The following is a 25,970-nucleotide window of genomic DNA, read 5'->3' as shown; positions in this document are numbered from 1 at the left end:
TACTGATCGACCGCCATCGGGGGCAAGCCCCCTCCCACATTTGACTGCATTCCAAGCTGAAAGCGGCGTGAACTCAGCCGCGTTCAGGCTGGAAACGCACCACAAAACCGTTGAGATTCTGCTGACGCCCCAACAAATCGCGCAGGCGGTCCGCCTCGGCACGCTCGATCAACGGCCCGATAAACACGCGGTTCTTGCCATCGGCGCTGCGGATGTAAGCGTTGTAGCCCTGGCTGCGCAGTTTTTTCTGCAAGGCCTCGGCGCTTTCGCGATTGGCCAGGCTGGCCAACTGGATCGACCAACTGATCGGCAGGCCATTCGGGTCGATACGGCTCTGACCCACGTCCGGCTTGCCCGGCGCAGCGGGTTGCGGCGCGACCGGCTTGGGGGCAGGCGCTGGCGCGGCGGGCTTGGCAGCGACGGCAGGCGCCGGCTTGACCACTGGAACACTCGGCTGCACCGGCATCGAAGGGGCCGGCTGCGCGGCCAACTCCTCATCGGCCGGCACCGGCTCTTCTTCAGGCAATGCCTGCGGCTCAGGCACCACCACCGGCTCAACCTGCACCTGAGGCACGGCCGGCGCCTGGGGCGCTGCCGGGGCCTCGACGACCACCTGGCGCTGTTCGTCCTGACGGGAAAACAGCATCGGCAGGAAAATCACCGCCAAGGCCACCAGCACCAGGGCACCGACCATCCGCTGCTTGTATGCGCTATCCAGTAATGCCATGTGCAGCTTCCTCCGTGGAGCGCCGGGCCAACCATTCGAGCGCCTCGGCAACACAATAAAATGACCCGAACAACAGAATCTCATCCTCGGGCGTGGCAACCGCACACTGCGCTTCAAGGGCCGCAGTGACACTTGCATACGACGCCACGCGCGCACCAAGGTTCTGCAAGGCCGCCTCAAGCTCGGCGGCCGGACGGCTACGCGGCGTGTCCAGGGGCGCCACGGCCCAGGCCTGGACATTCCCCAGCAACGGCGTCACTACGCCCTCCAGATCCTTGTCGGCCAGCAAGCCGAACACCGCCAGGCGGCGACCGACCGGCGCTGTACGCGACAGGCGTTGCGCGAGGTATTCGGCGGCGTGGGGGTTGTGCCCCACATCCAGCAGCAGGTTCAGGCGCTTGCCCTGCCAATCGAAGGTTCGGCGATCCAGACGCCCAACGATCCGCGTCGCCAGCAATGTACGAGCAATCTGCGCAGGATTCCACGGCAGATCCAATAGCAGATAGGCTTGCAGAGCGAGCGCGGCGTTTTCCATCGGCAGGTTCAGCAGCGGCAAGTCATGCAACTCTACGAGCTGGCCGCGCGCATCACGCCCGCGCCACTGCCAATGCTCAGCACCGACCTCAAGATTGAACTCACGCCCGCGCAGGAAGAATGGGCAATCCAGCTCCCGCACCCGGTCGAGCAACGTCTGCGGCGGGTCCAGGTCACCGCACAGCGCAGGCCTGCCCTGGCGGAAGATGCCGGCCTTTTCATAGGCCACGGATTCACGGGTATCGCCCAGGTAGTCGACATGGTCGACACCGATGCTGGTGACCAGCGCCAGGTCGGCATCCACCACGTTGACCGTATCCAGGCGCCCGCCCAGGCCCACTTCAAGCACGACCACGTCCAGGCGCGCCCGTTCGAACAGCCAGAACGCCGCCAGAGTGCCCATCTCGAAGTACGTCAGGGAAATCTCACCGCGCCCGGCATCGAGCGCGGCGAAGGCTTCGCAGAGCTGCTCGTCAGTGGCTTCCACACCATTGAGTTGCACCCGCTCGTTGTAGCGCAGCAGGTGCGGCGAGCTGTACACGCCGACCTTCAGGCCTTGGGCCTGCAGCAGCGCTGCGACAAAGGCACAGGTCGAGCCCTTGCCGTTGGTCCCCGTCACCGTGATCACTCGCGGCGCCGGGCGGCCCAACCCGAGGCGGGCCGCTACCTGTTGCGAGCGCTCCAGGCCCATGTCGATGGCGGACGGATGCAACTGCTCAAGGTAGGCGAGCCATTCGCCCAGGGTACGTTGGGTCATAGGTTTGCAGGCACCGGCGGCACGACGATCGGCTCAACCTTCGGCGCGATGTAGACCGGCGTCGGCAGGCCCATCATTTGCGCGAGCAGGCTACCCAGGCGTGGACGCAACTCGCCACGGGCGATGATCATGTCGATCGCACCGTGCTCCAGCAGGAATTCGCTGCGCTGGAAGCCTTCCGGCAGTTTTTCGCGAACGGTCTGCTCGATCACACGCGGGCCGGCAAAGCCGATCAGGGCCTTGGGCTCGCCGACGATCACGTCGCCCAGCATCGCCAGGCTGGCGGAAACACCGCCGTACACCGGATCGGTCAGCACGGAGATGAACGGAATGCCCTCTTCCCGCAGACGCGCCAGCACCGCGGAGGTCTTGGCCATTTGCATCAGGGAGATCAGGGCTTCCTGCATGCGCGCACCACCGGAGGCTGAGAAGCAGATCATCGGGCAGCGGTTTTCCAGGGCGTAGTTGGCGGCGCGCACGAAACGCTCGCCGACGATGGCACCCATGGAACCGCCCATGAAGGAGAACTCAAACGCCGACACCACGACCGGCATGCCCAGCAGCTTGCCGCTGACCGAAATCAGCGCGTCTTTCTCACCGGTCTGCTTCTGTGCAGCGGTCAGGCGGTCCTTGTACTTCTTGCCGTCACGGAACTTGAGGCGGTCAACCGGCTCGAGGTCTGCGCCCAGCTCGTTACGGCCGTCGGCGTCGAGGAAAATGTCGATGCGCGCGCGAGCGCCGATACGCATGTGGTGGTTGCACTTAGGGCAAACGTCCAGGGTCTTTTCCAGCTCCGGGCGGTACAACACCGCGTCGCAGGATGGGCATTTGTGCCACAGACCTTCAGGAACCGAGCTTTTTTTCACCTCGGAACGCATGATCGAAGGGATCAGTTTGTCTACTAACCAGTTGCTCATGCTTTCTTTCTCCAGTACCGGTGGCTTGAACACAGCCCCGCGTATGCCCTTGAGCTAAATTCATATGTGGCGATGACACATGCAGGACGGGGTCAGACGTTCGACCAGCCATTTCCCGCATGTTTCCTCAGCCTTCCAGACAACCCCGTGCAGGGTTGCCACTTCATTTCCGGGCCTCCCGCAGGTGGCACCGGGCTGTTTTACACAGTGGTAGTTATGGACGGCGGCAGACTGCCAGCCGTCACATCACGCCATCGCTGTTGCGCACAGCCTGCATGAATGCGCGAATCTTGCCGTGGTCCTTGATGCCCTTGCCCTGCTCTACCCCACCGCTGACATCCACGGCATACGGCCGGACCTGCTCGATCGCCGCCGCGACATTGGCGGAGGTAAGCCCGCCGGCCAGGATGATCGGTTTGCTCAACCCCTCGGGGATCAGCGACCAATCGAAGGCTTCGCCGGTGCCGCCGGGTACGCCTTCGACGTAGGTGTCCAGCAGTATCCCGCGCGCGCCGGTGTAGGCCGCGCAAGCGCCGGCGACATCATCCCCGGCCTTGACTCTCAACGCCTTGATATACGGACGCTGGTAGCTTTCGCATTCGTCAGGGCTTTCATCGCCGTGAAACTGCAACATGTCCAGTTGCACGGCATCCAGGGTTTCGTTGAGTTCGCAGCGGCTGGCATTGACGAACAAGCCCACGGTGGTCACGAACGGCGGCAGTGCGGCGATGATCGCCCGCGCCTGCAGCACATTCACCGCCCGCGGGCTCTTGGCATAAAACACCAAACCGATGGCATCCGCCCCCGCTTCGACTGCCGCCAGCGCGTCTTCTATGCGGGTAATCCCACAAATCTTGCTGCGAACGGCTGACATGTCGTGGAAACCTCAGGGGTTGAACCGAGAAAGTCCCGGATGGTAACAAAAGCTTTTCCGGGCGTCAGCCGCCAAGTTCGCTGAAACCTGTGAGGAAGTGTGGCCCGATGAAGCGCTGCGGCAGCTCGAACTCGTCGCGGTACTCCACTTCCACCAGATACAGGCCAAACGGATGCGCCGTGACGCCGCCGGTCCGCCGAATACGGCTTTCCAGTACTTCCCTGGCCCACTCCACCGGGCGCTCGCCGGTGCCGATGGTCATCAACACACCGGCAATGTTGCGCACCATATGGTGCAGGAACGCTCCGGCGCGGATATCCAGCACGATCATCTTGCCGTGACGCGTCACCCGCAAGTGATGGACTTCCTTGATCGGTGACTTGGCCTGGCACTGGCCGGCACGGAACGCGCTGAAATCGTGGACGCCAACCAGATGCTGCGCGGCTTCGGCCATGCGCTCGGCATCCAGCGGGCGGTGGTTCCAGGTGATTTCTTCGTTGAGGTGCGCCGGGCGGATCTGATCGTTGTAGATCACATAGCGGTAACGCCGGGCGATCGCCTTGAAGCGCGCATGAAAGTGCGCCGGCATGACCTTGGCCCAACTGACACTGACGTCATGGGGCAAATTGATATTAGCGCCCATCACCCACGCTTTCATCGAGCGCTCGGCCTGGGTGTCGAAATGAACCACCTGGCCGCAGGCGTGGACGCCGGCGTCGGTACGCCCGGCGCACATCAGCGATACCGGCGAGTCGGCGACTCTGGACAGGGCCTTTTCCAGGGTTTCCTGCACCGTCAGCACGCCGGACGCCTGGCGCTGCCAGCCACAATAGCGCGAACCTTTGTATTCCACGCCCAGGGCGATGCGGTAAAAGCCTGCAGCCGCCATTTCGGCAGCCGGGTTATCTATATTTGCCAAGAACTGAGAGCCTGATGAGTTGCGCAAAGGCGGGCATTATAAGGCGCTGCGCCCCAGACGCCATGTGTTTGGTACCGGCAATGCAAAACGGCGGCCCGAAGGCCGCCGTCTGGGTCACCCCGTGGCGATTACACCAGTCGGCCAAGCATCTCCTTGGCTTCGCCGCGCTGGGTTTCATCACCCTCGGTCAGCACTTCGGAAAGGATATCCCGCGCGCCATCCGTATCGCCCATGTCGATATAGGCCTGGGCCAAATCCAGCTTGGTTGCGACCTCATCGGTGCCGGAGAGGAAGTCGACCTCCGGTTCGTCACCGCCCAGCGCCGCGTCTTCAGCGGTGAAGGACGGCTCGATCGGCGGGTTTTCCAGGCTCTGGGACAGACGATCGAGCTCGGCGTTGACGTCATCCAGCTCCGAGGCGAACGCATCGGGTTTGGCCGCCGGGGCGTCCGGCTCGTCAGCCAGGGACAGGTCGAAGTCTTCCGGCAGGTCGAGGTCGTCCAGGGCGGCCGGGGTCAGGGTCGGCGGTTCGACCGGCGACACGTCCTTCATCTGATCTTCAAGCCCCGAGAGGAAGTCGTCATCGGACTGGGACGCCGGCGGGTCCAGTTGCAGGTCGAGGTCAAAGTCCGACAGATCTTCCGGGCTCGGCTTGGCATCGGTCTGTTGCTGCAGCAGCGCTTCGAAGGTCTGCTGATCGGTCTTGTCCAACGCCGCTGGCGAAGCCGCCTCCAGCTCGTCCAGACTCAGATCGAAATCAGTATCGAACGGCTCCGCTTCTGCCGTCGCTTGCGGCGCGGCGGCCGGCTTGTCTTCCAGCAGATCCTTGACGTATTGAGCGTCCATCGCGGCGGCGGCCACGGCGGCACTCACTCCCGCCGCCAACACGGCCATGGCCGGGAAGCGCGACTTGAGCTGCTCGACCTGGGCATGGTTTTCACCATTGGCCACCAACTGACGCTCCTGGACGACAAAACCGTCCTTGTCGTTCTGCAGGCCGTAGACTTCCATCAGCTTCAAGCGCAGGTCGCTGCGCTTGGGTTCGTACTTGATGGCTTGTTCCAGCACATCGGCCGCCTGGTTCAAGTGACCGCGGTCGATATGGGATTGGGCCTGGACCAGCGCATCATTGGTGTTTTCCGGCGCTACGGCGCCAGCCAGTGGCGCAAGCACCGAGGCCGCGCTTGGTGCCGCTGCCGGCGCGACCACAGGTGCCGGCGCAGGCGCAGGCGCGGCGGCCAACGTCACGTTCGGTGCCGGTACTTCCAGACCAGCGAAGCTGTCCGGTGGCAGATCAAGGTCGATGTTCGAGGTGAATTCCGGCTCTTCGGACAGGGCCCGCGCCATGCGCAGGTGCTTTTCTTCTGCGCGACGGGCATTGCGATGACGCGCCCACAGCAACAGGAGCACCAACGCCACCAGGCCGGCTGCGCCGCCGATGACGCCAAGCACAATCGGGTTGGTCAGCAGTTCGTTGAATTTGTCTTCGCTGGTCGCAGGCACGGCGTCGGGCTTGATCGGCTCGGCCACCGGGGCCGCAGTGGCGGCCGGCTCAGCGGGCGCGACTGCAGCGGCCGGCGGCTCACCTGCCAACTGCGCGGGCATGACCGCAGTCGCCGGGGTTGCCGGGGCGCCTTTTTCAGCCTGCAACCTGGCCAGTTGATCGTTTTTCAGCTGGATCAGCTTTTGCAGCTTGTCCAATTGGCTCTGCAGGTCTGCGGCGCGGCTTTTCAGTTCTTCGTTGTCACGGCGTGTGGTGTCGAGCTGTTCCCGGGCCATCGCCAGCTTGTCGCTCAGGGCCTGACCATCACCCGCCTTGCCCTTCGCGCCCTTTTTGGCGGAGTCGGCCGAAACCAGACTCAAGTTATCCTTGGCGTTGGTGCTCGCCGGCGCATTGCCAGCCTGGGTGCGCTTGGTGGCGTCCAGTTGTTGCTTACCGGCCGCCTGATGGGGCGCGGCACGGCGGCCCTGGCGCCAGGCGACGTTCTGCGCGGTCACTTCGGCAATGGCCTTGGACTGCGGTAACGCCGTGCTTTGTACGGTATCCGGCAGGCGCAGCACGTGGCCGGTTTTCAGACGGTTGATGTTGCCGCCGATAAAAGCGTCAGGGTTGAGTGCCTGGATCGCCAGCATGGTCTGCTGCACCGAAGCGCCATTGCGGTGCTTCTCGGCGATTTCCCACAGCGTGTCACGGGCCGTGGTGGTGTGCTGGGCTGGCACGCTCAACGCGGGCGCGCTCAAACGCGGCGTGGCTGCGCTGTTGGTCGGCGTCGACTGGTCGAACTTGGCCGGGTCGAGCAGCACGCTGTAGTCACGCATCAAGCGGCCATTGGGCCATTGCACTTGCAGCAGGAACCGCACGTAGGCATCAGGCAGCGGCTTGCTGGACGTGACACGCACCACACTGCGCCCGGCCGGGTTGATCACCGGGGTGAACGTCAGGTCATTGAGGAACGCCTGGCGATCGACGCCGGCATCGACAAACGCCTGGGACGACGCCAGGCTCGGGGTGATCTCGGAGGCCGTGAGGCCGCCGACGTCGAGCAATTCGATTTCCACCGACAACGGCTGGTTCAACTTCGACTTGAGGGTCATCTCCCCCAGCTGCAGCGCCTGCGCCATACCGGAGGACAGCGCCGAGGCGGCCGCTATTGCTAACACCAGTTTGCGAACTTGAACCATAGCCTCATCCTTTGTTTGAACACTCCCCGGCCTGCGAGAAGGTTGGTAACCGTTGCCATAAGGCACGGCGAGCCGATAGGTCACCGACACGCAACTGTTCCTGCTTGGGGCCAAGCATAGCGCCTGGTTAGAATCAATCTACAAATTGCCGCCAAGTATCTTTTACACAAGGCCTTTTATCAACAACTGCGCCAGCTGCACCGCATTCAGTGCGGCGCCTTTACGCACGTTATCTGACGTCAACCACAGATTTAGTTCCGCCGGATCGTCCACCCCCGCACGCACTCGTCCGACGTAGACTACATCCTGGCCGACGGCATCACCCACCGCTGTCGGGTAATCCCCCTCCTCCACCCGCTCGATACCCGCTGCGGCGTCGAGCGCACGGTTGACGGCGGCAAGGTCGACCGGCGAACCCAATTGCAATGACACAGTCAAGCTATCGCCAAAAAACACCGGGGCTTGAACGCAAGTCGCAGAAATCTTTAGTAAAGGAGTTTCCAGCACCGCGCGCAGTTCGTGTACGAGACGTTTCTCCAGCGCTGTATGACCTTGGGCATCCGGCGTGCCGACTTGTGCCAACAGGTTGAATGCCATCTGCCGATCAAAGAATTTGGGCTCCAGCGGGCGCACATTCAGCAACTCGGCGGTTTGGCGCGCCAGCTCGCTGACTGCTTCACGGCCCTGGGCAGACACCGCCAGATTGGCGGTAACGCTGACACGCTGGATATCCAGAATCCCGCGCAGCGGCGCCAGCACCACCGCCAGGTTGGTCGCGGACGGGCTCGGGCTGCCGAGCTGGAACGGCTTTTTCAAGCCCTCCAGCACATGGGCATTGGCTTCCGGCACCACCTGAGGCGCTTGCGCGGCCGGCAATGCGCCCGACAAATCGATCACCGAACAGCCGGCCGCCGTGGCGCGTGGGGCGAAGCTCAGGGTCACCGCCGGGCCGGCGGCGAAAAACGCCAGTTGCGCCTTGCTGAAGTCAAACTCATCGACTTCCCGCACGCGCACGTTCTTGCCACGGAACGGCACCGACGCGCCCGCGGAGTTGCTGCCCGCCAGCAGGTACAGGGTGCCCACCGGGAAAGCCAGCTCTTCGAGGATCTGCACCAGGGTTTCACCGACGGTGCCGGTGGCGCCGATCACGGCGATATCAAAGGTCTGGGTCATGGGAGCTGCCTCGGGCATTGCGGGGGGAGCGGCACTTTACCGGGTGGTGGGGGGTGAGGCAATTGGGCTGGGCCTTGCGGTGTGACGATTCGACTTGCTCCCGATGCCTTCCTGAAAGCCAACAAAAAACCCGCGCCTGTCACCAGTCGCGGGTTTTTCTTAGTGCCTCAAGCGATCAACGCTCCAGCAGAATCCGCAGCATGCGCCGCAGCGGTTCGGCCGCGCCCCACAGCAACTGGTCGCCGACGGTGAACGCGCCCAGGTACTGGGTGCCCATGTTCAGCTTGCGCAGACGCCCCACCGGAACATTCAGGGTGCCGGTAACCTTGGTCGGGCTCAGCTCCTGCATGCTGATTTCGCGGCTGTTCGGCACCAGCTTGACCCAAGGGTTGTGCTGGCTGATCAGCCCTTCGATATCGGCGATCGGTACGTCTTTGTTCAGCTTGATGGTCAGCGCCTGGCTGTGGCAGCGCATGGCGCCGATACGCACGCAGATGCCGTCCACCGGGATCGGGCTCTTGAAGCGACCGAGGATCTTGTTGGTCTCGGCCTGGGCCTTCCACTCTTCACGGCTCTGCCCGTTCGGCAGTTCCTTGTCGATCCACGGGATCAGGCTACCGGCCAACGGCACGCCGAAGTTCTCGGTCGGGTAAGCGTCGCTGCGCATGGCTTCGGCCACACGGCGGTCGATGTCGAGGATCGCGCTGGCCGGGTCGGCCAGTTGATCGGCGACCGCCGCGTGGGTCGCGCCCATCTGCTTGATCAGTTCGCGCATGTTCTGCGCGCCGGCGCCGGACGCCGCCTGATAAGTCATGGCGCTCATCCACTCGACCAGGCCGGCTTCGAACAAGCCGCCCAGGCCCATCAGCATCAGGCTGACGGTGCAGTTGCCGCCGATATAGTTCTTGGTGCCAGCGTCGAGTTGCTGGTCGATGACCTTGCGGTTGACCGGGTCGAGCACGATCACCGCATCGTCCTGCATGCGCAGGCTGGACGCGGCATCGATCCAGTAACCCTGCCAGCCGGCTTCGCGCAGCTTGGGGAACACTTCGCTGGTGTAGTCGCCGCCCTGGCAGGTCAGAATCACATCGAGGGTTTTCAGCTCTTCAATGCTGTAGGCGTCCTTGAGCGGCGCAATATCCTTGCCCACGGACGGCCCTTGGCCACCCACGTTCGAAGTGGTGAAAAACACCGGCTCAATAAGATCGAAATCCTGCTCTTCCAGCATCCGCTGCATGAGCACGGAACCGACCATACCGCGCCAACCGATCAGACCTACACGTTTCATCGCAACTACACCTTGTTAAAAAGTGGGCCGACTTGCAGCAACAACTGCAAGCGGGCCCGAGAGATTACAGATTCCGCAACGCGGCGACTACTGCGTCACCCATTTCTTGCGTACCGACTTTGGTGCAACCCTGCGACCAGATGTCTCCGGTGCGCAAGCCCTGGTCCAACACCAGGCTCACGGCCTTCTCGATGGCATCCGCCGCGTCGCCCAGGTTGAAGCTGTAACGCAGCATCATCGACACCGACAAAATGGTCGCCAGCGGGTTGGCGATGCCAAGGCCTGCGATGTCTGGCGCCGAACCGTGGCACGGCTCGTACATGCCCTTGTTGTTAGTGTCCAGGGACGCCGACGGCAGCATGCCGATGGAACCGGTGAGCATCGACGCCTGGTCGGACAGGATGTCGCCGAACAGGTTGTCGGTGACGATCACGTCGAACTGCTTCGGCGCGCGCACCAGTTGCATGGCAGCGTTGTCGACGTACATGTGGCTGAGTTCGACGTCCGGGTAGTCCTTGGCGACTTCTTCGACGATTTCGCGCCACAGCTGGCTGGAGGCCAGGACGTTGGCCTTATCGACCGAGCAGATCTTCTTGCTACGCACGCGGGCCATGTCGAAACCGACCCGGGCGATACGGCGGATTTCGCTCTCGCTGTACGGCAGGGTGTCGTAGGCCTGGCGCTCGCCATTCGGCAGCTCGCGCACGCCGCGCGGCGAGCCGAAGTAGATACCGCCGGTCAGCTCGCGCACGATCAGGATATCCAGGCCCGCCACCACTTCCGGCTTGAGGCTCGACGCGTCGGCCAGTTGCGGGTAGAGGATTGCCGGGCGCAGGTTGCCGAACAGGCCCAGTTGCGCGCGGATCTTCAGCAGGCCGCGCTCAGGGCGGATGTCACGCTCGATCTTGTCCCATTTCGGGCCACCCACGGCGCCGAGCAACACGGCGTCGGCCGCACGGGCGCGGTCCAGGGTCTCGTCGGCCAGGGGCACGCCGTGCTTGTCGATGGCCGCGCCGCCGATCACGTCGTGGCTCAATTCGAAGCCCAGGTTGTACTTGGTGTTGGCCAGTTCCAGGACTTTGACCGCTTCGGCCATGATTTCCGGACCAATACCGTCGCCTGGGAGAATCAGAATCTGCTTGCTCATGCGTTCCTCATTTCATCATGCGACCCGCCCTGGGGCAGGTCGGGAAAAATACTCAGCGTTCGGCCCAAACCACCAGCACGTCGGTGCTGAAGGTGCCGTCGGCTTGAATTTCGTAATAATCGCGGACTTCCTGGCCCATTGCCTGTTGCAGCTCAAGAATCGCCGCACGCAAAGGCGCTGGCGTACGCATGCGCTCGACCCACGAGGTGTATTCCAGGCGCAGGCGCTGGCGGCTGCTGTTGCGCACATGCAGACCGGCTTCGCTGAGCTGGCGCATCCATTCGGCGGCGGAGTAATCGCGCACGTGGCTGGTGTCGCGCAGCACTTCGACAGTTTGCAGGTAAGTGTCCAACAGCGGGCTGCCCGGTGACAAGACATCGACAAACGCCGCCACGCCACCCGGCTTGAGCACCCGGCGCACTTCGCGCAGGGCCAGGCCGAGGTCGCTCCAATGGTGCGCCGAATAGCGGCTGAACACGAAGTCGAATTCGCCATCGGCGAACGGCAAGCTCTCAGCAGCGCCGTGGACCGTGCGGATATTGCCCAGGCCACGGTCTGCGGCAGCGGCGGCGACCACGTCGAGCATCTGCTGCGACAGGTCGTAGGCCACCACTTCTTTTACCAGCGGCGCCACATGGAAACTGACATGACCGGCGCCGCAGCCCAGATCCAGCAGTCGCGCAGCGCCGTGCCCGGCCAGTTCGGCCTGGAGCAGCGCAAATTCAGTACCTTGGGCGTGTACGGCACTGCTCAGGTAGGCCGAGGCCTGTTCACCGAATTGTTTTTGCACGACTTGGGTGTGGACGGTGTGGGTCATGGGAGTTTCCTCAATGGACCTTGTGGTGTTTGTTCTGGCCCCATCGGGGGCAAGTCGAATCGTCGCACCGCCCCTCCCACATTTGAAGGTGTTCACACATCAAAATGTGGGAGGGAGCTTGCTCCCGATGGCGGCGGTCCTGCCTACATCACATCAAGCGTCGCGAAACAACCAAGGCTGGCTGGCCCGGTGCCTGGTTTCAAACGCGGCAATCGCATCGCCGTCCTGCAAGGTCAGGCCGATGTCGTCCAGGCCGTTGAGCAGGCAGTGCTTGCGGAAGGCATCCACTTCAAAGTGGTACACCTTGCCGTCCGGACGGGTCACGGTCTGCGCGGCGAGGTCGACGGTCAGTTCGTAGCCGGGGTTGGCTTCCACTTGCTTGAACAGTTCATCCACTTCGGCATCGCTCAAGATGATCGGCAGCAAGCCGTTCTTGAAGCTGTTGTTGAAGAAGATGTCGGCGTAGCTCGGCGCGATGATGCTGCGAAAGCCATATTCTTCCAGGGCCCACGGCGCGTGTTCGCGGCTGGAGCCGCAGCCGAAGTTTTCCCGCGCCAGCAGCACGCTGGCACCCTGGTAACGTTCGGCGTTGAGCACGAAGTCCTTGTTCAGCGGGCGCTTGGAGTTGTCCTGATAGGCGTAGCCCACGTCCAGGTAGCGCCACTCGTCGAACAGGTTGGGACCGAAACCGGTGCGCTTGATCGACTTCAAGAACTGCTTGGGGATGATCTGGTCAGTGTCCACGTTGGCACGGTCCAACGGCGCGACAAGACCAGTGTGTTGGGTAAAAGCTCTCATCGGGTATTCCTCAGATCAATTCGCGAACGTCGATGAAACGACCGTTGACGGCAGCGGCGGCGGCCATGGCCGGGCTCACCAGGTGAGTACGCCCACCGGCGCCCTGACGCCCTTCGAAGTTACGGTTGGAGGTCGACGCGCAATGCTCGCCGGACTCCAAGCGGTCCGGGTTCATCGCCAGGCACATGGAGCAGCCCGGTTCACGCCATTCAAAACCGGCGTCGAGGAAGATCTTGTCCAGGCCTTCCGCTTCGGCCTGGGCCTTCACCAGGCCCGAACCCGGCACCACGATGGCCTGCTTGATGGTCGAGGCGACTTTGCGGCCCTTGGCGATCACTGCCGCGGCGCGCAGGTCTTCGATCCGCGAGTTGGTGCAGGAACCGATGAACACGCGATCCAACTGAATGTCGGTGATCGCCTGGTTGGCTTTCAAGCCCATGTACTTCAAGGCGCGCTCGATGGAACCGCGCTTGACCAGGTCGGCTTCCTTGGCCGGGTCCGGCACGTTCTGGTCGACGGCCAAGACCATTTCCGGCGAGGTGCCCCAGCTGACTTGCGGCTTGATCTGGCTGGCGTCCAGTTCCACCACGGTGTCGAACACGGCATCGGCGTCGGAGACCAGGTCTTTCCAGGCCTCAACGGCGGCATCCCAGTCGGCGCCTTTGGGGGCGAACGGACGGCCTTTGACGTACTCGACGGTTTTTTCGTCCGCCGCCACCATGCCCACGCGGGCACCGGCTTCGATGGACATGTTGCAGATGGTCATGCGGCCTTCGATGGACAGGTCGCGAATGGCGCTGCCGGCGAATTCGATGGCATGGCCGTTACCGCCGGCGGTGCCGATCTTGCCGATCACGGCGAGCACGATGTCCTTGGCGGTCACACCGAAAGGCAATTGGCCTTCGACGCGCACCAGCATGTTCTTCATTTTCTTGGCGACCAGGCACTGGGTGGCGAACACATGTTCCACCTCCGAGGTGCCGATGCCATGGGCCAGGGCGCCGAACGCGCCGTGGGTGGAGGTGTGGGAGTCACCGCAGACCACGGTCATGCCGGGCAAGGTCGCGCCCTGCTCCGGGCCGATCACGTGGACGATGCCTTGGCGCACGTCATTCATCTTGAATTCGGTGATGCCGTATTCGTCGCAGTAGTCGTCGAGAGTCTGCACCTGCAAACGCGACACGGTGTCGACAATGGCGTCGATCCCGCCCTTGCGCTCCGGGGTGGTCGGCACGTTGTGATCCGGGGTAGCGATGATCGAGTCGACGCGCCAAGGCTTGCGCCCGGCCAGCCGCAGGCCTTCGAACGCTTGGGGCGAGGTCACTTCATGGATGATGTGACGGTCGATATAGATCAGCGACGAGCCATCGTCGCGCCGTTTCACTTCATGGGAATCCCAAAGCTTGTCGTAAAGCGTTTTGCCGGCCATCAGTCGGTCCTCATCAGCGGTCTTTCTATGCCCCGGGTCTTGAGACATTCAATAACCCTTTGGCTTGTGAGGCTGATGGTATGGCGCTACATTAAATAACTCAAATTCATATTTTTTATGCTTTGGATTACCAACTGGAATACAACAATGGACCTGGCCAACCTCAATGCTTTTATTGCCATCGCCGAGACCGGCAGCTTCTCCGGCGCCGGTGAGCGCCTGCACCTGACCCAACCGGCCATCAGCAAACGCATTGCCGGCCTCGAGCAACAACTGAAGGTGCGCCTGTTCGATCGCCTGGGCCGTGAAGTCGGCTTGACCGAAGCCGGGCGCGCCCTGCTGCCGCGCGCCTATCAGATTCTCAACGTCCTGGACGACACCCGGCGCGCCCTCACCAACCTCACCGGTGAAGTCAGCGGGCGCCTCACATTGGCCACCAGCCACCACATCGGCCTGCATCGCCTGCCGCCGATCCTGCGCACCTTTACCCGGCAATACCCCAATGTGGCGCTGGATATTCAGTTTCTCGACTCGGAAGTGGCCTACGAAGAGATCCTGCATGGCCGCGCCGAAGTGGCGGTGATCACCCTGGCGCCCGAGCCGCACAACCTGGTGCGCGCCACCCCGGTGTGGGACGACCCGCTGGATTTCGTGGTGGCGCCGGAGCACAGCCTGACCCGCAACGGCTCGGTCACCCTGGCGGACATCGCCGGTCACCCGGCGGTTTTCCCTGGCGGCAACACCTTTACCCATCACATTGTCAGCCGTCTGTTCGAGGCCCAGGGCCTCACGCCGAACATCGCGATGAGCACGAACTATCTGGAAACCATCAAAATGATGGTGTCCATCGGCTTGGCGTGGAGCGTATTACCGCGCACCATGCTCGACGATCAGGTGACAAGTATCGCTTTGCCGGGCATACAACTCAGTCGCCAGCTAGGCTATATCGTGCATACCGAAAGGACGCTGTCGAACGCTGCGCGGGCTTTTATGAGCCTCTTGGATGCACAGGTCGAGCTGCCAGGGACACCGGCATGAAGCTGTGCGGCCTCAAGGCCTGAATAAAACCGCGCCGAACGCCCATCGAGCCAAGGCTTTTTGATAATGCGCAATCCCGTCGACCCTATGCCACCCCTGCCCCGCATTTACGCCCTGGACCCTGAAGAGGCGGAACAAAGCTGGGACAGCGCCCCGCAACTGCTGGCAGCGCTTAACGCTGCACGGCTGGGTGCATGGTGCTGGGAAATCGATACCGGGCGTATCAGTTGGTCACGGGGCACCCAGGCGCTGTTCGGCTTCGACCCGCGCCAACCGTTGCCCAAGGATCTGGAGTACCTGGACCTGCTCGCGCCGCAAGACCGCGCCCGGGTGATACGCGCGTTTCACGCGGTGCTGGCCGGCGAGCCGTTCGAGCAGGCCATGCACCACCACATCCAGTGGCCGGATGGCAGCCAGCACTGGCTGGAAATCAACGGCAGCCTGGCGCCGGACAAAGCCGGCCGGCGCCGCATGATCGGGGTGATCCGCGAGACTACCCGCCAGCGCGAGCGGGAACACGCCCTCAGCCACTCCGAAAAGCGCTTCGCCACGCTGTTTCACCTGTGCCCGAACATGGTCCTGCTCACCCGCCAGTCCGACGGCTTGATCAGCGAAGCCAACCAGTATTTCCAGATCCTCTTCGGCTGGCCGGTCGCCGACGCCATCGGTCGCACCACCCTGGACCTCGGCCTGTGGCTCCACCCTGAACAGCGTGCGCAGTTGGTCAGGGCCACCCAGCGCAAGGGCGAACCCATCACCATGGAAGTGCAATTCTGTGCCAGCAACGGGCAGATCCACGATGGCACGCTCTGCGCGCAGAAGGTCGAGCTGGACGGCGAGGCCTACCTGATCAGCACCTTTCTCGACACCACCGAGCGCAAAAACGCCGAGCAAGCCTTGAAAGACAGCCAGGAGCGCCTGGACCTGGCCCTGGACTCCGCGCAATTGGGCACCTGGGACTGGCACATTCCCACCGGCATGCTCTACGGCTCGGCCCGCGCCGCCCAACTGCACGGCCTGCCGGCGGAAGCGTTCCATGAATCGTTCGAGGCGTTTTTCGAGGGCATGCCCAAGGAAGAGCGCGAGAGTATGCGCAACGCCTATCGCACCCTGCGCGAAGGCCCGGCCGGCAACTATCAGCTGACTTACCGTGTACAACTGGAAGACGGCAGCCCGCGCTACCTGGAAAGCCGAGCACGCCTGTACCGCGACGAAAAAGGCGCGCCACTGCGCATGGCCGGCACCCTGCTGGACATCACCGACCAGGTCGAGCGCGAACAACGCCTGAGCGCCTCCGAAGAAAAATTCGCCAGCCTGTTCCAGGCCAGCCCCGACCCGATCTGCGTCACCCGCCTGGACAACGGCGAGTTCATCGAGATCAACCCCGCGTTCACCCAGACCTTTGGCTGGACGGCCGCCGAAGTGATCAACATGAGCGCCGAACAGATCGGCCTGTGGGACGAGTCGAGCCAGCGCCTGCAACGCATCGAACAGGTGATTCGCGACCAGGCGCTGAACAACGTGGCGATCATCGCGCACCACAAAAGCGGCCAGGCCCTGACCTGCGTGATTTCCAGCCGGATGATCAAGGTCGGCGACCAGCCGTGCATCGTCACCACCCTGCGCGACATTACCCAGCAGCAACGCTCCGAGGCCGCGCTGAAGGCCAGCGAAGAAAAATTCGCCAAAGCCTTCCATTCCAGCCCCGACGCGATTTCCATTACCGAACACGACACCGGCCGCTATGTGGAGGTGAACGACGGGTTCTGCCGCTTGACCGGTTTTCGTGCCGAAGATGTCATCGGCCTGACGCTGTACCAAGTCGGCATCTGGGCCGATGAAAACCAGCGCGCGGTGCTGCTGGCCGAACTGCAACTCAAAGGCCGTATCCGCCATTTGGAAATGCTCTGGCACAACAAGCGCGGCGATGTGCTGGCGGTGGAGGTTTCAGTCGAGCCGATCACCCTCAACGAAACCCCTTGCCTGTTGCTGACCGCGCGGGATGTGAGCCTGCTGAAAAACGCCCAGGCGCAGATCCGCCACCTGGCCTACCACGACCCGCTGACCAACCTGCCCAACCGCGCACTGCTGATGGACCGCCTGAGCCAGCAGATCGCCCTGCTCAAGCGCCATAACCTGCGCGGTGCATTGCTGTTTCTCGACCTCGACCACTTCAAGCACATCAATGATTCCCTCGGTCACCCGGTGGGCGACACCGTGCTGAAAATCGTCACCGCGCGCCTCGAAGCCAGCGTGCGTATGGAAGATACCGTGGCGCGCCTGGGCGGCGATGAGTTCGTGGTGCTGCTCAGCGGCCTGGATGGCACGCGCACCGAAGTCAGCGCCCAGGTTCAGGAACTGGCCGACACCCTGCGTGAATTGCTCTCCGAACCGATGTTCCTCGACGGCCAACGCCTGCAAGTCACGCCGAGCATCGGTGTGGCGCTGATCCCCGATCATGGCTCGACCCCGGCCGACCTGCTCAAACGTGCCGACATCGCGCTGTACCGCGCCAAGGATTCGGGGCGCAACGCCACGCAGATGTTCCACAACAGCATGCAGAAAACCGCCAGCGAACGCCTGCGCATGGAAACCGACCTGCGCCTGGCCCTGTCACGCGGCGAATTCAGCGTGCATTACCAACCCCAGGTGGACGCGCGCGGCAATAAGATCGTCGGCGCCGAGGCCCTGGTGCGCTGGCAGCATCCGCAACTGGGCGCGCAGGCGCCGTCCGAATTCATCAAGGTGCTGGAAGACAGCGGCCTGATCCTCGAAGTCGGTACCTGGATACTCGACGAAGCGTGCGCCGCCTTCGAGCAATTGATCAAAGAAGGCAAGGTGGACCCGCTGAATTTCAGCCTGTGCGTGAACATCAGCCCCCGGCAGTTCCGCCAGAACGACTTTGTCGAACGCGTCGAGCGCAGCCTCAAGCAGCATTCACTGCCCTACTGCCTGCTGAAACTGGAAATCACCGAAGGCATCGTGATCCAGAACCTGGATGACACCATCAGCAAAATGCGTCGCCTGAAAAAGCTCGGCGTGAGTTTTGCGATGGACGACTTCGGCACCGGTTACTCATCGCTCACCTACCTCAAGCGCTTGCCGGTGGATACGCTGAAGATCGACCAGTCCTTCGTGCGCGATGCCACCCACGACCCCAACGACGCCGAAATCATCCGCGCCATTGTGGCCATGGCGCGCAGCTTGAACCTGGGGGTGATCGCCGAAGGCGTTGAAACCCCGGAGCAACTGGCGTTCCTGCAAAAGCTGGGCTGCCACTTGTTCCAGGGCTATTTGCACAGCCGGCCCTTACCGATAGAAGGGTTCAGGCTCTTGCTGGATTGAGGCTCAGACCAGCTTCAGGGCCCGGAACCCCGAACTCATCCAGCGCGATGAGGCCAGGTCCTGCTTTTTTCCATAGAAATCCAGCGCCCCATCGATCACCGCCACCGAATGCCAGTTGTCTGCCAGGGTGCCGATCGCCCCGTTGGCCAACTCTGCGACCGTGCTTTCACGCACGTAGCCAAACAACCCCAGGCGGCGCAGCGCTTCGCCAGGGTACTCGCCATCGTTGAGGGTTTGCAGAGCCGTCGTGTAACTCTGGCGGGCACGAAAATCGTTGTTCTCGATCTGCGCGCGCTTGGCACTGACTGCGTACAAAAAGTGCGCGGCATTCAGCAACTGTCGATTATTGCCATGAAAGTTCGACTCGGCGGCAGCCTGGCGCACTTCCTCGTGGGTCAGTTGCAACCGGAAGGCATCTCGCATGACCACGTCAAACCCCGTCGGCGTGATTTGAACCTGCTTATAGATCGCCCTCGGGTCTTGCCCGAACCGGATCATCGCCGCCTTGATCGCCGAGACCGTGACGCAATTGCCTTCGACCCCCTGGTAAAACCCGCTCCAGATGTCCGCGGGCCGGACGCTCGCGACCACAGGGGCGGCGCCGCGATTGCTCGGCGGCGGCAGTTGATCATCGAACAAGACATACCCATAGCCCCGATCAGCCGTTCGTGGTGTCCCGCCATCATGCCTGACCCCCTCGCGCACCAGCGCCGACCCGCGGTTATGGGTCTCCAGCACCCCTACCGCGCCCTTGCCCGCCATATCGCTCACCGGGACGAACTGCGACAGGCCGAACACCCCCATGCCTTGCAGACAACGCTGGGTGGTCTCGCCCTCGAGCGTCTTTGCCAAGGCGGCTTCGAACGTGGCATAGCCCCCGGTCAGTTGCTTGCGTTTGACAAAGGCGGCAAACATGAAATTGGCATCCTTTACCACGCCGCTGTCCGCCCCCGTGAAGCGGGAAGCCTGCGACGCCTGCTGCAACTCCTGGCGGGACAGGTGCAGCTTGAACTCATCCTTCATCGTGACGTCGTACCCATCGCCCGAGGGTAGCAACTCGTTAAACATCGCGGCTGGACGCTGACCGAACGTCATCATCATCAACTTGATCACCGCCGCGTGGCTGCTGCAATCAAAACTCTCGCCGAAGCGCCGCTCGCTCGCGTGGAATGCCGAAGCGATATCAGCCGGCCTTTCACCTGCGGGTTTCACCGGAAATACGGGAGAAGCCCCGCGCTGCTGGGCCGTTTCGATCATCGAACGGCTAGCTGTGGAGATATACATGCACTGGGTTCCTGACGCTTGTAAAAAATAAGCAGCCGAACGGGCAGCCAGGTTTGGGCTGACTGCCCCGTTCGCAGCCCTTCAATTCAACGGATTCACCAATAGGGCTATGGCACCAGAGCTATGGCATCGCCGTGCGTGGGCGCTTTTCCCTGTCGCCCCCATAGCTCTTCGCGACCGTTGATGACCGCCACCGAATGCCGGGCCCGATTGCACATGCCCAACTGCCCCTTGGCGAGCTCACGCACGGGGACCCTCTTCATGTGCTTGCTCAGCCCCAGCCGCTTCAACCCCTCCCCCGGCCCTCGCTCATCCTCGCCATCATTCAGGCTGCGGATCGCCGCACCGAAACTGCGTGCCGCCCTGCCATCGTTGTTTTCGTCCTGGGCACGCTTGGCGCTGATCGCGAAAAGAAATTGCGCGTCTTTGAGCATCTCTTTGTCAGCCCCGACAAATTTTGCCCCACGCGCACCTTCGGCGAGCTCCCGGTCCGTCAGGTTGACGGTTACGTCATCGCGCATGACCACGTGATAACCACGCTCGGTTTTTTTCACCTCCTTGAAAATATCCGTAGGGCTTTGGCCAAACTGGTACATCGCCGCCTTGATGGCCGATACCGTCACGCAGTTGCCATCCGGCCCTTGGCGAAAGCCGCTCCAGATATTGTCGGGCTTCGCGCCGTTGCGCTTCTTCGAAAGGCCCGCGATCATCGCCGCAGGCTCGGGTTTGGGCGGCGCCGGCGCAGGCACCACAGGCGTAGTGACCTCCGGCCGCGATGGGGATATTCCCGGCAGCGGCTTCTCTTTGTTATCAGAGACCAAGTTAATCAGCTGAGTTAAAAACGAAGTAAACAGCGTCATTAACTTATCGAGCGGCTCTGAATTATTCGCCACGCCATGAGTGTTTTCCCGCACGTGCTCCAGTACCCCCTGGCTCGCCGGAGACGGCACACTCAAGAAACCGCTTAATTGCGCAAACTGTTCATTTTTTGCTTTCATGGAATCGACAGGAAGTACCTGACGAACATCCACAACACGCGCAATATTATTAATTGAACAACATGACATACGGGCCTCCACTTGCAGGCACTTCCCGGAACATCAGCCCCAAAGAAGTGCACATCCAGTTCAATACGTATAAAGGAAGTTGCTGACGTCAGGCTCTGAATGCAGGCCGGCGACTGGTCCGCCAGTCGCGCATATCAGATTGACGTTCAGCCGGGCCGGGACTGGTTATATCCGGGGTAGGCGTATCTGGTTGTGGTTGTGGTTGTGGTTGTGGTTGTGGTTGTGGTTGTGGCGTGATCGCAGGTACTTCCGGGGTGGCCGGTCGCGGCTTGACCTCAAGCGCATGCACACCCGGCTTGGGTGCCGGCATGACCTCCGGCGTAGGTGTGTGCTTGTGCGTAGGCGTAGGCGTAGGCGTGGGCGCAGGCGTGTGCGTGTGCGTAGGCATGGGCATAGGCATGGGCGTAGGCGTGTGCGTAGGCATGGGCATAGGCATGGGCGTAGGCGTGTGCGTAGGCGTGTGCGTAGGCATGGGCGCAGGCGTAGGCATGGGCGCAGGCGTGTGCGTGTGCGTAGGCGTGTGCACAGGCACCACTTCAACCTTGCGAGCGGCTTCCGGCATCGGCATGACGCGAGGTAAAACCGCTGCCGCATTCGGTTTCGTTTCGCCGCTCAGCGCCTTCGTATCGGGGCAATGACAATGACCGACGTTAACGTTCACTTGCACCTGATTGTCGGCATCCTTGATCACGGAGGCAGTGGATTGATGCATGTGGGGTGACACCGGAAGAGCCGGCTGGCCTCGCCGATCAGCCGTCAATGCGAGGTGTCCAGGCTTCTCCGGCAGCTTGCTCGCATCCACTGGAATGGCGGGCGTTTTATCCGCCCCAGGCAACATGCCGGACACCATGTTCCGCCCCGAAAACATCTCACGCACGGTTTTGACAACCTGCTCCAGCATGTCAAGCAAGCGTGCAAGCCCGCCTGTCTCGATTGTCATGTTGCTGTTCGAAACCTTGAAAGGGTCATGAGGCACGCCAGGGTGAGCCACAGTCGTATTGGCCCCCAATGTGCCGGTTTGCGTGAAGGTTTTCGACATGGATGGCGACAACCGCTCCATGGATGTTGTATCGCCGTTGAACAAAGGTGAATGATTAATCGATAGCGACATCAGTAAGTTCCTTATTGGCACGGCCCGGCTCGGTTAATCAGCGGGGCAGGCAAGAGTTTTTTATCGACTGGAAACAACCCATGCTGCTTCACAGTCGATACTTTCGTGGAATACGAGGCTATCGAGTTCCAGAAATCGCGACTCATATAAGGAAACCAAATCAAACTTTCGGACTTTTCCCCCTGTTAATTTTTAAAAGACCGCAAACCAAGTAGCCTTAGCCAGATCCGACTGGACACACACGCTAATAAACCACCCTCTGGGCAACTTACCGACACAACCCCAAAACCTGCACGGCATCCGGCTGTGTTATTTCGCCCCGACTTCCTCGCGCCAAAACGCAAAATGCCCCGCATCTTTCGATACGGGGCATTTTCTTCAAACAAACGAGCTGCGCATTCAAGCGCAACGGGTCACCCCTCAGACGCGGCAGGATGGGCCATCCCCAACAACCGGCTCACCTGCTCCAAGTCCGTCTCCCGACGCATGGCGGTGAACAGCTCGACGGCCTCCGGGTAATTGCGCGTCAGCATCGCCAACCACTGCTTCAGCCGGCCGGGCGCCTGGCGTTCGGTCAGTTGGGCCACCGACTGGGTCCAGAAATCCTGGAGCATCGGCTGCATCTGCGCCCAGGTCATTGCCACGACGTCTTCGCCGGCGCGTGCCGCCGCGATCTGCCGCGCAAGATCCGGACGCGCAACCAGCCCGCGACCCAGCATGATGTCTTCGGCGCCGCTGACTTCGCGGCAACGCTTCCAGTCTTCGACGCTCCAGATATCGCCATTGGCGAACACTGGCACCTTGACCACATCCTGCACGCGTGGAATCCACTCCCAGTGAGCCGGCGGTTTGTAGCCATCGGTCTTGGTCCGCGCATGCACGACGATATGCGCCGCGCCGCCCTCGGCCAGCGCCGTCGCGCATACCAGCGCGCCATCCGGGCTGTCGAAGCCCAGGCGCATCTTGGCGGTCACCGGGATATGCGCCGGCACTGCGCGACGCACATGCTCGACGATGCGGTTGAGCAGCTCCGGCTCCTTGAGCAGCACCGCGCCGCCACGGGACTTGTTGACGGTCTTGGCCGGGCAGCCGAAATTCAGGTCGATCACCTCGGAGCCCAACTCGCAGGCCAGGGCCGCGTTCTCTGCCAGGCACGCCGGGTCGGAACCGAGCAACTGCACACGCAGCGGCACGCCAGCGGCGGTGTGGGCACCGTGCAGCAGTTCGGGGGCGAGCTTGTGGAAATAGGCCGGGGTGAGCAGGCGGTCGTTGACGCGGATGAACTCGGTCACGCACCAGTCAATACCGCCCACGCGGGTCAACACGTCCCGCAGGATGTTGTCGACCAACCCCTCCATGGGCGCCAAAGCAATTTGCATGGAAAACACTCTACAAAAATCGTGGCGCAGTTTACTGGGTTTCCCGCCGCGACCGTTAACCCCCTGTCAGGGCGGCGCCGTAGCCGTCGAGAAACTCCGCCGGCATGCGCTTGGGCTTGCCGCTGGACAGTTCGATGCAGACAAAGGTGGTTTGTGCGCGCAGCAGGGTCGCGCCGTCGCGAGGGCGTACCAGCTGGAAACGCCGGGTCATTTTCAGGCGCTGGTCCCAGTCGACGATCCAGGTCGCCAGTTGCAGCTCGTCGCCTTCATAGGCGGCCGCCAGGTAGTCGATCTCATGGCGCACCACCGCCATGGCGCGGTCCAGTCGCCGGTACTCGGTGAGGTCCAGCCCCAGGCGCTGGGAATGGCGCCAGGCGCAACGTTCCAGCCAGGACACGTACACCGCGTTATTGGCATGCCCCAGGCCGTCGATGTCCTCAGCGACGACCTGCAGATCGATGATAAACGGCGTTGCCAAATCCCAGCCCATACCTTGCTCCTGTCGATTGATGTCGGCAGGGCAGTGTATCAGGCAGTTTGGCGCGCCTGTAAACGGCAGCCCGCCAGCAGCGCCAGCACCGCCTCGACGACCCGCGGATCGGCCAGCACGCGCTGGTGCCCGCCCTGCTCCAGGCGCAACAGGCGGCTGTCAAACCAGGCGTCGTGGATGACCTGGGAAGCGCTGACCGGCACGAAGGTATCGTCTTCGGCATGCACGATCAGGCCGGGGAGGTCCATCTGGTAATGGGCCACGTCCAAGTGCTTGAGCGGCATGCCCAGGGTCAGCTCGACTTCCTGGATAAACGCTGAGCGCGCCCGCGACGGCAAACCGACCATCCCGGCAAACCCGCCGAGCACATCAAGGAAGCGCGACGGCGCGGCAATGCTCACCAGCGCTTCGGTACGCAGCCCCAATTGCACCGCCAGCATCGCACTGGCGCCGCCCATGGAGTGGCCGACCACCGCATGCAACGGCGGCAGCTCGGCCGCCGCTTCAAGCATCGCGCGGGCAAACAGCAGTACGTGGGCTTCACGCCCCGGCGAACGGCCATGGGCCGGGCCATCTAGGGCGAATACCGAATAGCCGTTCTGCACCAGCGCAGTGATCAGGCTGGCGAACTGGGTGGGCCGGCCTTCCCAACCGTGCATCAGCAGCACCGCCGGGCCTTGGCCCCAGCGCAACGCCGACAGGCCGAAACGCAAGGTGACGCGCTCGGCGTGCGCCAGCAGCGGCAACTCCCAATCCCGCGGCGGCAGATCCCGCGGGGTCATGAAGACCCGCCGCATGCTGTTGGCCACCGTGTGCGGCGCCAGGCGCCCCAAGGTGCCGTTGACGCCACGAATCCAGGTCAATGCGCCCATTTTTATAACCCCTCTTAACGTATGGCCGACTTGGCGGCACGCAACACACGATCGGACAACTCACCCGGCCCCAGGGCACGCGCCAATGCCAGCCCACCGACCATCAAGGCCATGTCCGCCAGGGCCTTGTCAGTGTCTTCCGGGCTGGCGGCCAGTTGTGCGGCCATCAGTTCCACATGTTCGTTGAGGACATCGCGAAAGGCGTCCGGCAGGCGGCCCATCTCGCCCACGGTTGCCGGAATCGGGCAAGCCTTGGCCGTGGAGTCGCGGTGCTTGCGCGACAGGTAGAACGCCGCAACCAGGGCACGGCGCTCTTCGCCGGTGAGTTGGGCATCCATGTCGTCGATCGATGCACGGCGCTGGGCCAGCAATTGGCTGAAGGCTTCCAGCATCAGCGCATCCTTGCTTTCAAAGTGCGCGTAGAAGCCGCCGACAGTCAGCCCCGCCGCCCCCATGACCTCGCCAACGCTCGGCTCGGCCGGGCCACGCTGGACCAACGCGGCGCTAGCGGCCTGCAGGATACGTTCGCGGGTTTGCGCTTTTTTATCGCTCATCGTGTGCCTCCGACTCTCATGGGTTAAATATTATAACCATAATAATATTTCGCAAGCGAGCGGCACGACCATTGGTCAGAAGCCCGGAGGGGCAAGGGAAGGGAGAATTGGCCAAACGCCAGACAAACAAAAGGGCCATTCAATAATTGAATGACCCTTAAAAATCCCGCAGAGCGGGTAATCGTGGCGTCCCCTAGGGGACTCGAACCCCTGTTACCGCCGTGAAAGGGCGGTGTCCTAGGCCACTAGACGAAGGGGACACAAACCTTCTATACAACTGATCAGGCTGAGACTGATCGATCCAAGGGCGGCGTGGCCAAAACCTTGAACCTGTAAATTGGTGGAGCTAAACGGGATCGAACCGTTGACCTCTTGCATGCCATGCAAGCGCTCTCCCAGCTGAGCTATAGCCCCGGATTTTTCGCCTCGCGGCGCAGCAGACCTTGCGAACTGCTTGTTGAAACTGGCGTCCCCTAGGGGACTCGAACCCCTGTTACCGCCGTGAAAGGGCGGTGTCCTAGGCCACTAGACGAAGGGGACAAAACCTTCTGTACAACCTGATCAAGCTAGGCCTGATCGATTCAAGGACGGTGTGGCCAGACCTTGAACCTGTAAATTGGTGGAGCTAAACGGGATCGAACCGTTGACCTCTTGCATGCCATGCAAGCGCTCTCCCAGCTGAGCTATAGCCCCTCATCGGTGAGGACGGGGCGAATCTTAATGGCGCTTTGGGAACGTGTCAAATTTATTTTCAACAATTTCCAAAATT

The 25,970-nt window shown here is 62.3% G+C and carries 21 protein-coding genes and 4 tRNA genes; 3 read left to right on the top strand and 22 right to left on the bottom strand.

Going from position 1 to position 25,970, the window contains the following annotated elements; all coding sequences use genetic code 11:
- Nucleotides 1–73: 73 nt before the first annotated feature.
- The 12 genes from C5F70_RS04225 to leuC all read right to left on the bottom strand — a co-directional run bounded on the left by C5F70_RS04225 (nucleotide 74) and on the right by leuC (nucleotide 14,061).
- The gene (locus C5F70_RS04225) at nucleotides 74–727 is read right to left on the bottom strand and encodes an SPOR domain-containing protein (RefSeq protein ID WP_046486756.1); all 654 of its coding nucleotides are present in this window, start codon (nucleotides 725–727) and stop codon (nucleotides 74–76) included.
- Nucleotides 711–2,018, bottom strand: coding sequence for a bifunctional tetrahydrofolate synthase/dihydrofolate synthase (gene folC / locus C5F70_RS04220; protein ID WP_104902757.1), 1,308 nt, complete (start codon nucleotides 2,016–2,018; stop codon nucleotides 711–713). Before folC ends, C5F70_RS04225 begins: the two co-directional genes overlap by 17 nt.
- Nucleotides 2,015–2,935 carry an acetyl-CoA carboxylase, carboxyltransferase subunit beta gene (gene accD / locus C5F70_RS04215; RefSeq protein ID WP_017847695.1) on the bottom strand — a complete coding sequence of 307 codons (921 nt, stop codon included), beginning with the start codon at nucleotides 2,933–2,935 and terminating at the stop codon, nucleotides 2,015–2,017. The genes folC and accD overlap by 4 nt, the downstream gene beginning before the upstream one ends.
- A 241-nt stretch (nucleotides 2,936–3,176) precedes the next feature.
- Entirely contained in the window at nucleotides 3,177–3,809 is a 633-nt protein-coding gene (locus C5F70_RS04210) for a phosphoribosylanthranilate isomerase (RefSeq protein ID WP_104902756.1), read from the bottom strand.
- A 64-nt stretch (nucleotides 3,810–3,873) separates the two neighbouring features.
- Entirely contained in the window at nucleotides 3,874–4,698 is an 825-nt protein-coding gene (gene truA, locus C5F70_RS04205) for a tRNA pseudouridine(38-40) synthase TruA (RefSeq protein ID WP_046382638.1), read from the bottom strand.
- Between the two features lie 158 nt (nucleotides 4,699–4,856).
- A complete protein-coding gene (locus C5F70_RS04200; protein WP_104902755.1) occupies nucleotides 4,857–7,409 on the bottom strand; it encodes a FimV/HubP family polar landmark protein in 2,553 nt (850 codons plus the stop codon).
- 162 nt (nucleotides 7,410–7,571) lie between these two features.
- Nucleotides 7,572–8,582, bottom strand: a complete 1,011-nt coding sequence (locus tag C5F70_RS04195; protein ID WP_017847699.1) for an aspartate-semialdehyde dehydrogenase — start codon at nucleotides 8,580–8,582, stop codon at nucleotides 7,572–7,574.
- A gap of 175 nt (nucleotides 8,583–8,757) precedes the next feature.
- The gene (gene asd / locus C5F70_RS04190; RefSeq protein ID WP_017847701.1) at nucleotides 8,758–9,870 is read right to left on the bottom strand and encodes an aspartate-semialdehyde dehydrogenase; all 1,113 of its coding nucleotides are present in this window, start codon (nucleotides 9,868–9,870) and stop codon (nucleotides 8,758–8,760) included.
- A 64-nt stretch (nucleotides 9,871–9,934) separates the two neighbouring features.
- The gene (gene leuB, locus C5F70_RS04185) at nucleotides 9,935–11,017 is read right to left on the bottom strand and encodes a 3-isopropylmalate dehydrogenase (protein ID WP_017847702.1); all 1,083 of its coding nucleotides are present in this window, start codon (nucleotides 11,015–11,017) and stop codon (nucleotides 9,935–9,937) included.
- 52 nt (nucleotides 11,018–11,069) lie between these two features.
- On the bottom strand, nucleotides 11,070–11,834 hold the full coding sequence (locus C5F70_RS04180; protein ID WP_104902754.1) for a class I SAM-dependent methyltransferase: 765 nt from the start codon (nucleotides 11,832–11,834) through the stop codon (nucleotides 11,070–11,072).
- A gap of 153 nt (nucleotides 11,835–11,987) precedes the next feature.
- A complete protein-coding gene (gene leuD, locus C5F70_RS04175) occupies nucleotides 11,988–12,632 on the bottom strand; it encodes a 3-isopropylmalate dehydratase small subunit (protein ID WP_026140124.1) in 645 nt (214 codons plus the stop codon).
- Nucleotides 12,633–12,642: 10 nt separating this feature from the next.
- Nucleotides 12,643–14,061, bottom strand: a complete 1,419-nt coding sequence (gene leuC, locus C5F70_RS04170; RefSeq protein ID WP_104902753.1) for a 3-isopropylmalate dehydratase large subunit — start codon at nucleotides 14,059–14,061, stop codon at nucleotides 12,643–12,645.
- Nucleotides 14,062–14,208: 147 nt separating this feature from the next.
- Between leuC and C5F70_RS04165 the strand changes: the two genes are divergently transcribed.
- Both C5F70_RS04165 and C5F70_RS04160 read left to right on the top strand, forming a co-directional pair.
- Nucleotides 14,209–15,099, top strand: coding sequence for a LysR family transcriptional regulator (locus tag C5F70_RS04165; protein ID WP_017847706.1), 891 nt, complete (start codon nucleotides 14,209–14,211; stop codon nucleotides 15,097–15,099).
- A gap of 66 nt (nucleotides 15,100–15,165) precedes the next feature.
- Nucleotides 15,166–18,444 carry an EAL domain-containing protein gene (locus C5F70_RS04160; protein WP_104902752.1) on the top strand — a complete coding sequence of 1,093 codons (3,279 nt, stop codon included), beginning with the start codon at nucleotides 15,166–15,168 and terminating at the stop codon, nucleotides 18,442–18,444.
- A gap of 3 nt (nucleotides 18,445–18,447) precedes the next feature.
- Here the strand turns inward: C5F70_RS04160 and C5F70_RS04155 are convergent, their stop codons facing one another.
- Complete coding sequence (locus C5F70_RS04155) at nucleotides 18,448–19,728, bottom strand: hypothetical protein (protein WP_104902751.1); 1,281 nt, start codon at nucleotides 19,726–19,728, stop codon at nucleotides 18,448–18,450.
- 107 nt (nucleotides 19,729–19,835) lie between these two features.
- Nucleotides 19,836–20,726 (bottom strand): hypothetical protein, encoded by an 891-nt coding sequence (locus C5F70_RS04150; protein ID WP_057005687.1) that lies wholly within the window; start codon nucleotides 20,724–20,726, stop codon nucleotides 19,836–19,838.
- 302 nt (nucleotides 20,727–21,028) lie between these two features.
- On the opposite strand from C5F70_RS04150, the gene C5F70_RS30760 reads away from it, so the two are divergent.
- Nucleotides 21,029–21,433 carry a hypothetical protein gene (locus tag C5F70_RS30760; RefSeq protein ID WP_177410546.1) on the top strand — a complete coding sequence of 135 codons (405 nt, stop codon included), beginning with the start codon at nucleotides 21,029–21,031 and terminating at the stop codon, nucleotides 21,431–21,433.
- 886 nt (nucleotides 21,434–22,319) lie between these two features.
- Here C5F70_RS30760 and C5F70_RS04140 read toward each other — a convergent pair.
- The 8 genes from C5F70_RS04140 to C5F70_RS04105 all read right to left on the bottom strand — a co-directional run bounded on the left by C5F70_RS04140 (nucleotide 22,320) and on the right by C5F70_RS04105 (nucleotide 25,894).
- Nucleotides 22,320–23,285: a tRNA-dihydrouridine synthase gene (locus tag C5F70_RS04140; RefSeq protein ID WP_104902750.1), complete on the bottom strand. Its 966-nt coding sequence runs from the start codon at nucleotides 23,283–23,285 to the stop codon at nucleotides 22,320–22,322.
- Nucleotides 23,286–23,340: 55 nt separating this feature from the next.
- Entirely contained in the window at nucleotides 23,341–23,775 is a 435-nt protein-coding gene (locus tag C5F70_RS04135) for a thioesterase family protein (protein ID WP_017847711.1), read from the bottom strand.
- Nucleotides 23,776–23,813: 38 nt separating this feature from the next.
- Nucleotides 23,814–24,647 carry an alpha/beta hydrolase gene (locus C5F70_RS04130; RefSeq protein WP_017847712.1) on the bottom strand — a complete coding sequence of 278 codons (834 nt, stop codon included), beginning with the start codon at nucleotides 24,645–24,647 and terminating at the stop codon, nucleotides 23,814–23,816.
- Between the two features lie 14 nt (nucleotides 24,648–24,661).
- A complete protein-coding gene (locus C5F70_RS04125; protein ID WP_046382629.1) occupies nucleotides 24,662–25,201 on the bottom strand; it encodes a TetR/AcrR family transcriptional regulator in 540 nt (179 codons plus the stop codon).
- A gap of 184 nt (nucleotides 25,202–25,385) precedes the next feature.
- A tRNA-Glu gene (locus C5F70_RS04120) sits at nucleotides 25,386–25,461 on the bottom strand.
- A gap of 78 nt (nucleotides 25,462–25,539) precedes the next feature.
- A tRNA-Ala gene (locus C5F70_RS04115) sits at nucleotides 25,540–25,615 on the bottom strand.
- A 50-nt stretch (nucleotides 25,616–25,665) separates the two neighbouring features.
- Nucleotides 25,666–25,741, bottom strand: a tRNA-Glu gene (locus tag C5F70_RS04110).
- Nucleotides 25,742–25,818: 77 nt separating this feature from the next.
- Nucleotides 25,819–25,894 (bottom strand) — tRNA-Ala (locus tag C5F70_RS04105).
- Nucleotides 25,895–25,970: the final 76 nt, after the last annotated feature.

Source organism: Pseudomonas sp. LH1G9, assembly GCF_002949975.1.
Taxonomy (GTDB): domain Bacteria; phylum Pseudomonadota; class Gammaproteobacteria; order Pseudomonadales; family Pseudomonadaceae; genus Aquipseudomonas; species Aquipseudomonas veronii.
The sequence above is the reverse complement of the archived record's forward strand: the minus strand, read 5'-3'. Positions and strand labels throughout refer to the sequence as shown.

Bases quoted from the DNA above. Each gene is read 5' to 3' on its own strand.
- C5F70_RS04225 (WP_046486756.1), bottom strand. From the start codon at position 727: ATGGCATTACTGGATAGCGCATACAAGCAGCGGATGGTCGGTGCCCTG.
- folC (WP_104902757.1), bottom strand. From the start codon at position 2,018: ATGACCCAACGTACCCTGGGCGAATGGCTCGCCTACCTTGAGCAGTTG.
- accD (WP_017847695.1), bottom strand. From the start codon at position 2,935: ATGAGCAACTGGTTAGTAGACAAACTGATCCCTTCGATCATGCGTTCC.
- C5F70_RS04210 (WP_104902756.1), bottom strand. From the start codon at position 3,809: ATGTCAGCCGTTCGCAGCAAGATTTGTGGGATTACCCGCATAGAAGAC.
- truA (WP_046382638.1), bottom strand. From the start codon at position 4,698: ATGGCGGCTGCAGGCTTTTACCGCATCGCCCTGGGCGTGGAATACAAA.
- C5F70_RS04200 (WP_104902755.1), bottom strand. From the start codon at position 7,409: ATGGTTCAAGTTCGCAAACTGGTGTTAGCAATAGCGGCCGCCTCGGCG.
- C5F70_RS04195 (WP_017847699.1), bottom strand. From the start codon at position 8,582: ATGACCCAGACCTTTGATATCGCCGTGATCGGCGCCACCGGCACCGTC.
- asd (WP_017847701.1), bottom strand. From the start codon at position 9,870: ATGAAACGTGTAGGTCTGATCGGTTGGCGCGGTATGGTCGGTTCCGTG.
- leuB (WP_017847702.1), bottom strand. From the start codon at position 11,017: ATGAGCAAGCAGATTCTGATTCTCCCAGGCGACGGTATTGGTCCGGAA.
- C5F70_RS04180 (WP_104902754.1), bottom strand. From the start codon at position 11,834: ATGACCCACACCGTCCACACCCAAGTCGTGCAAAAACAATTCGGTGAA.
- leuD (WP_026140124.1), bottom strand. From the start codon at position 12,632: ATGAGAGCTTTTACCCAACACACTGGTCTTGTCGCGCCGTTGGACCGT.
- leuC (WP_104902753.1), bottom strand. From the start codon at position 14,061: ATGGCCGGCAAAACGCTTTACGACAAGCTTTGGGATTCCCATGAAGTG.
- C5F70_RS04165 (WP_017847706.1), top strand. From the start codon at position 14,209: ATGGACCTGGCCAACCTCAATGCTTTTATTGCCATCGCCGAGACCGGC.
- C5F70_RS04160 (WP_104902752.1), top strand. From the start codon at position 15,166: ATGCGCAATCCCGTCGACCCTATGCCACCCCTGCCCCGCATTTACGCC.
- C5F70_RS04155 (WP_104902751.1), bottom strand. From the start codon at position 19,728: ATGTATATCTCCACAGCTAGCCGTTCGATGATCGAAACGGCCCAGCAG.
- C5F70_RS04150 (WP_057005687.1), bottom strand. From the start codon at position 20,726: ATGAAAGCAAAAAATGAACAGTTTGCGCAATTAAGCGGTTTCTTGAGT.
- C5F70_RS04140 (WP_104902750.1), bottom strand. From the start codon at position 23,285: ATGCAAATTGCTTTGGCGCCCATGGAGGGGTTGGTCGACAACATCCTG.
- C5F70_RS04135 (WP_017847711.1), bottom strand. From the start codon at position 23,775: ATGGGCTGGGATTTGGCAACGCCGTTTATCATCGATCTGCAGGTCGTC.
- C5F70_RS04130 (WP_017847712.1), bottom strand. From the start codon at position 24,647: ATGGGCGCATTGACCTGGATTCGTGGCGTCAACGGCACCTTGGGGCGC.
- C5F70_RS04125 (WP_046382629.1), bottom strand. From the start codon at position 25,201: ATGAGCGATAAAAAAGCGCAAACCCGCGAACGTATCCTGCAGGCCGCT.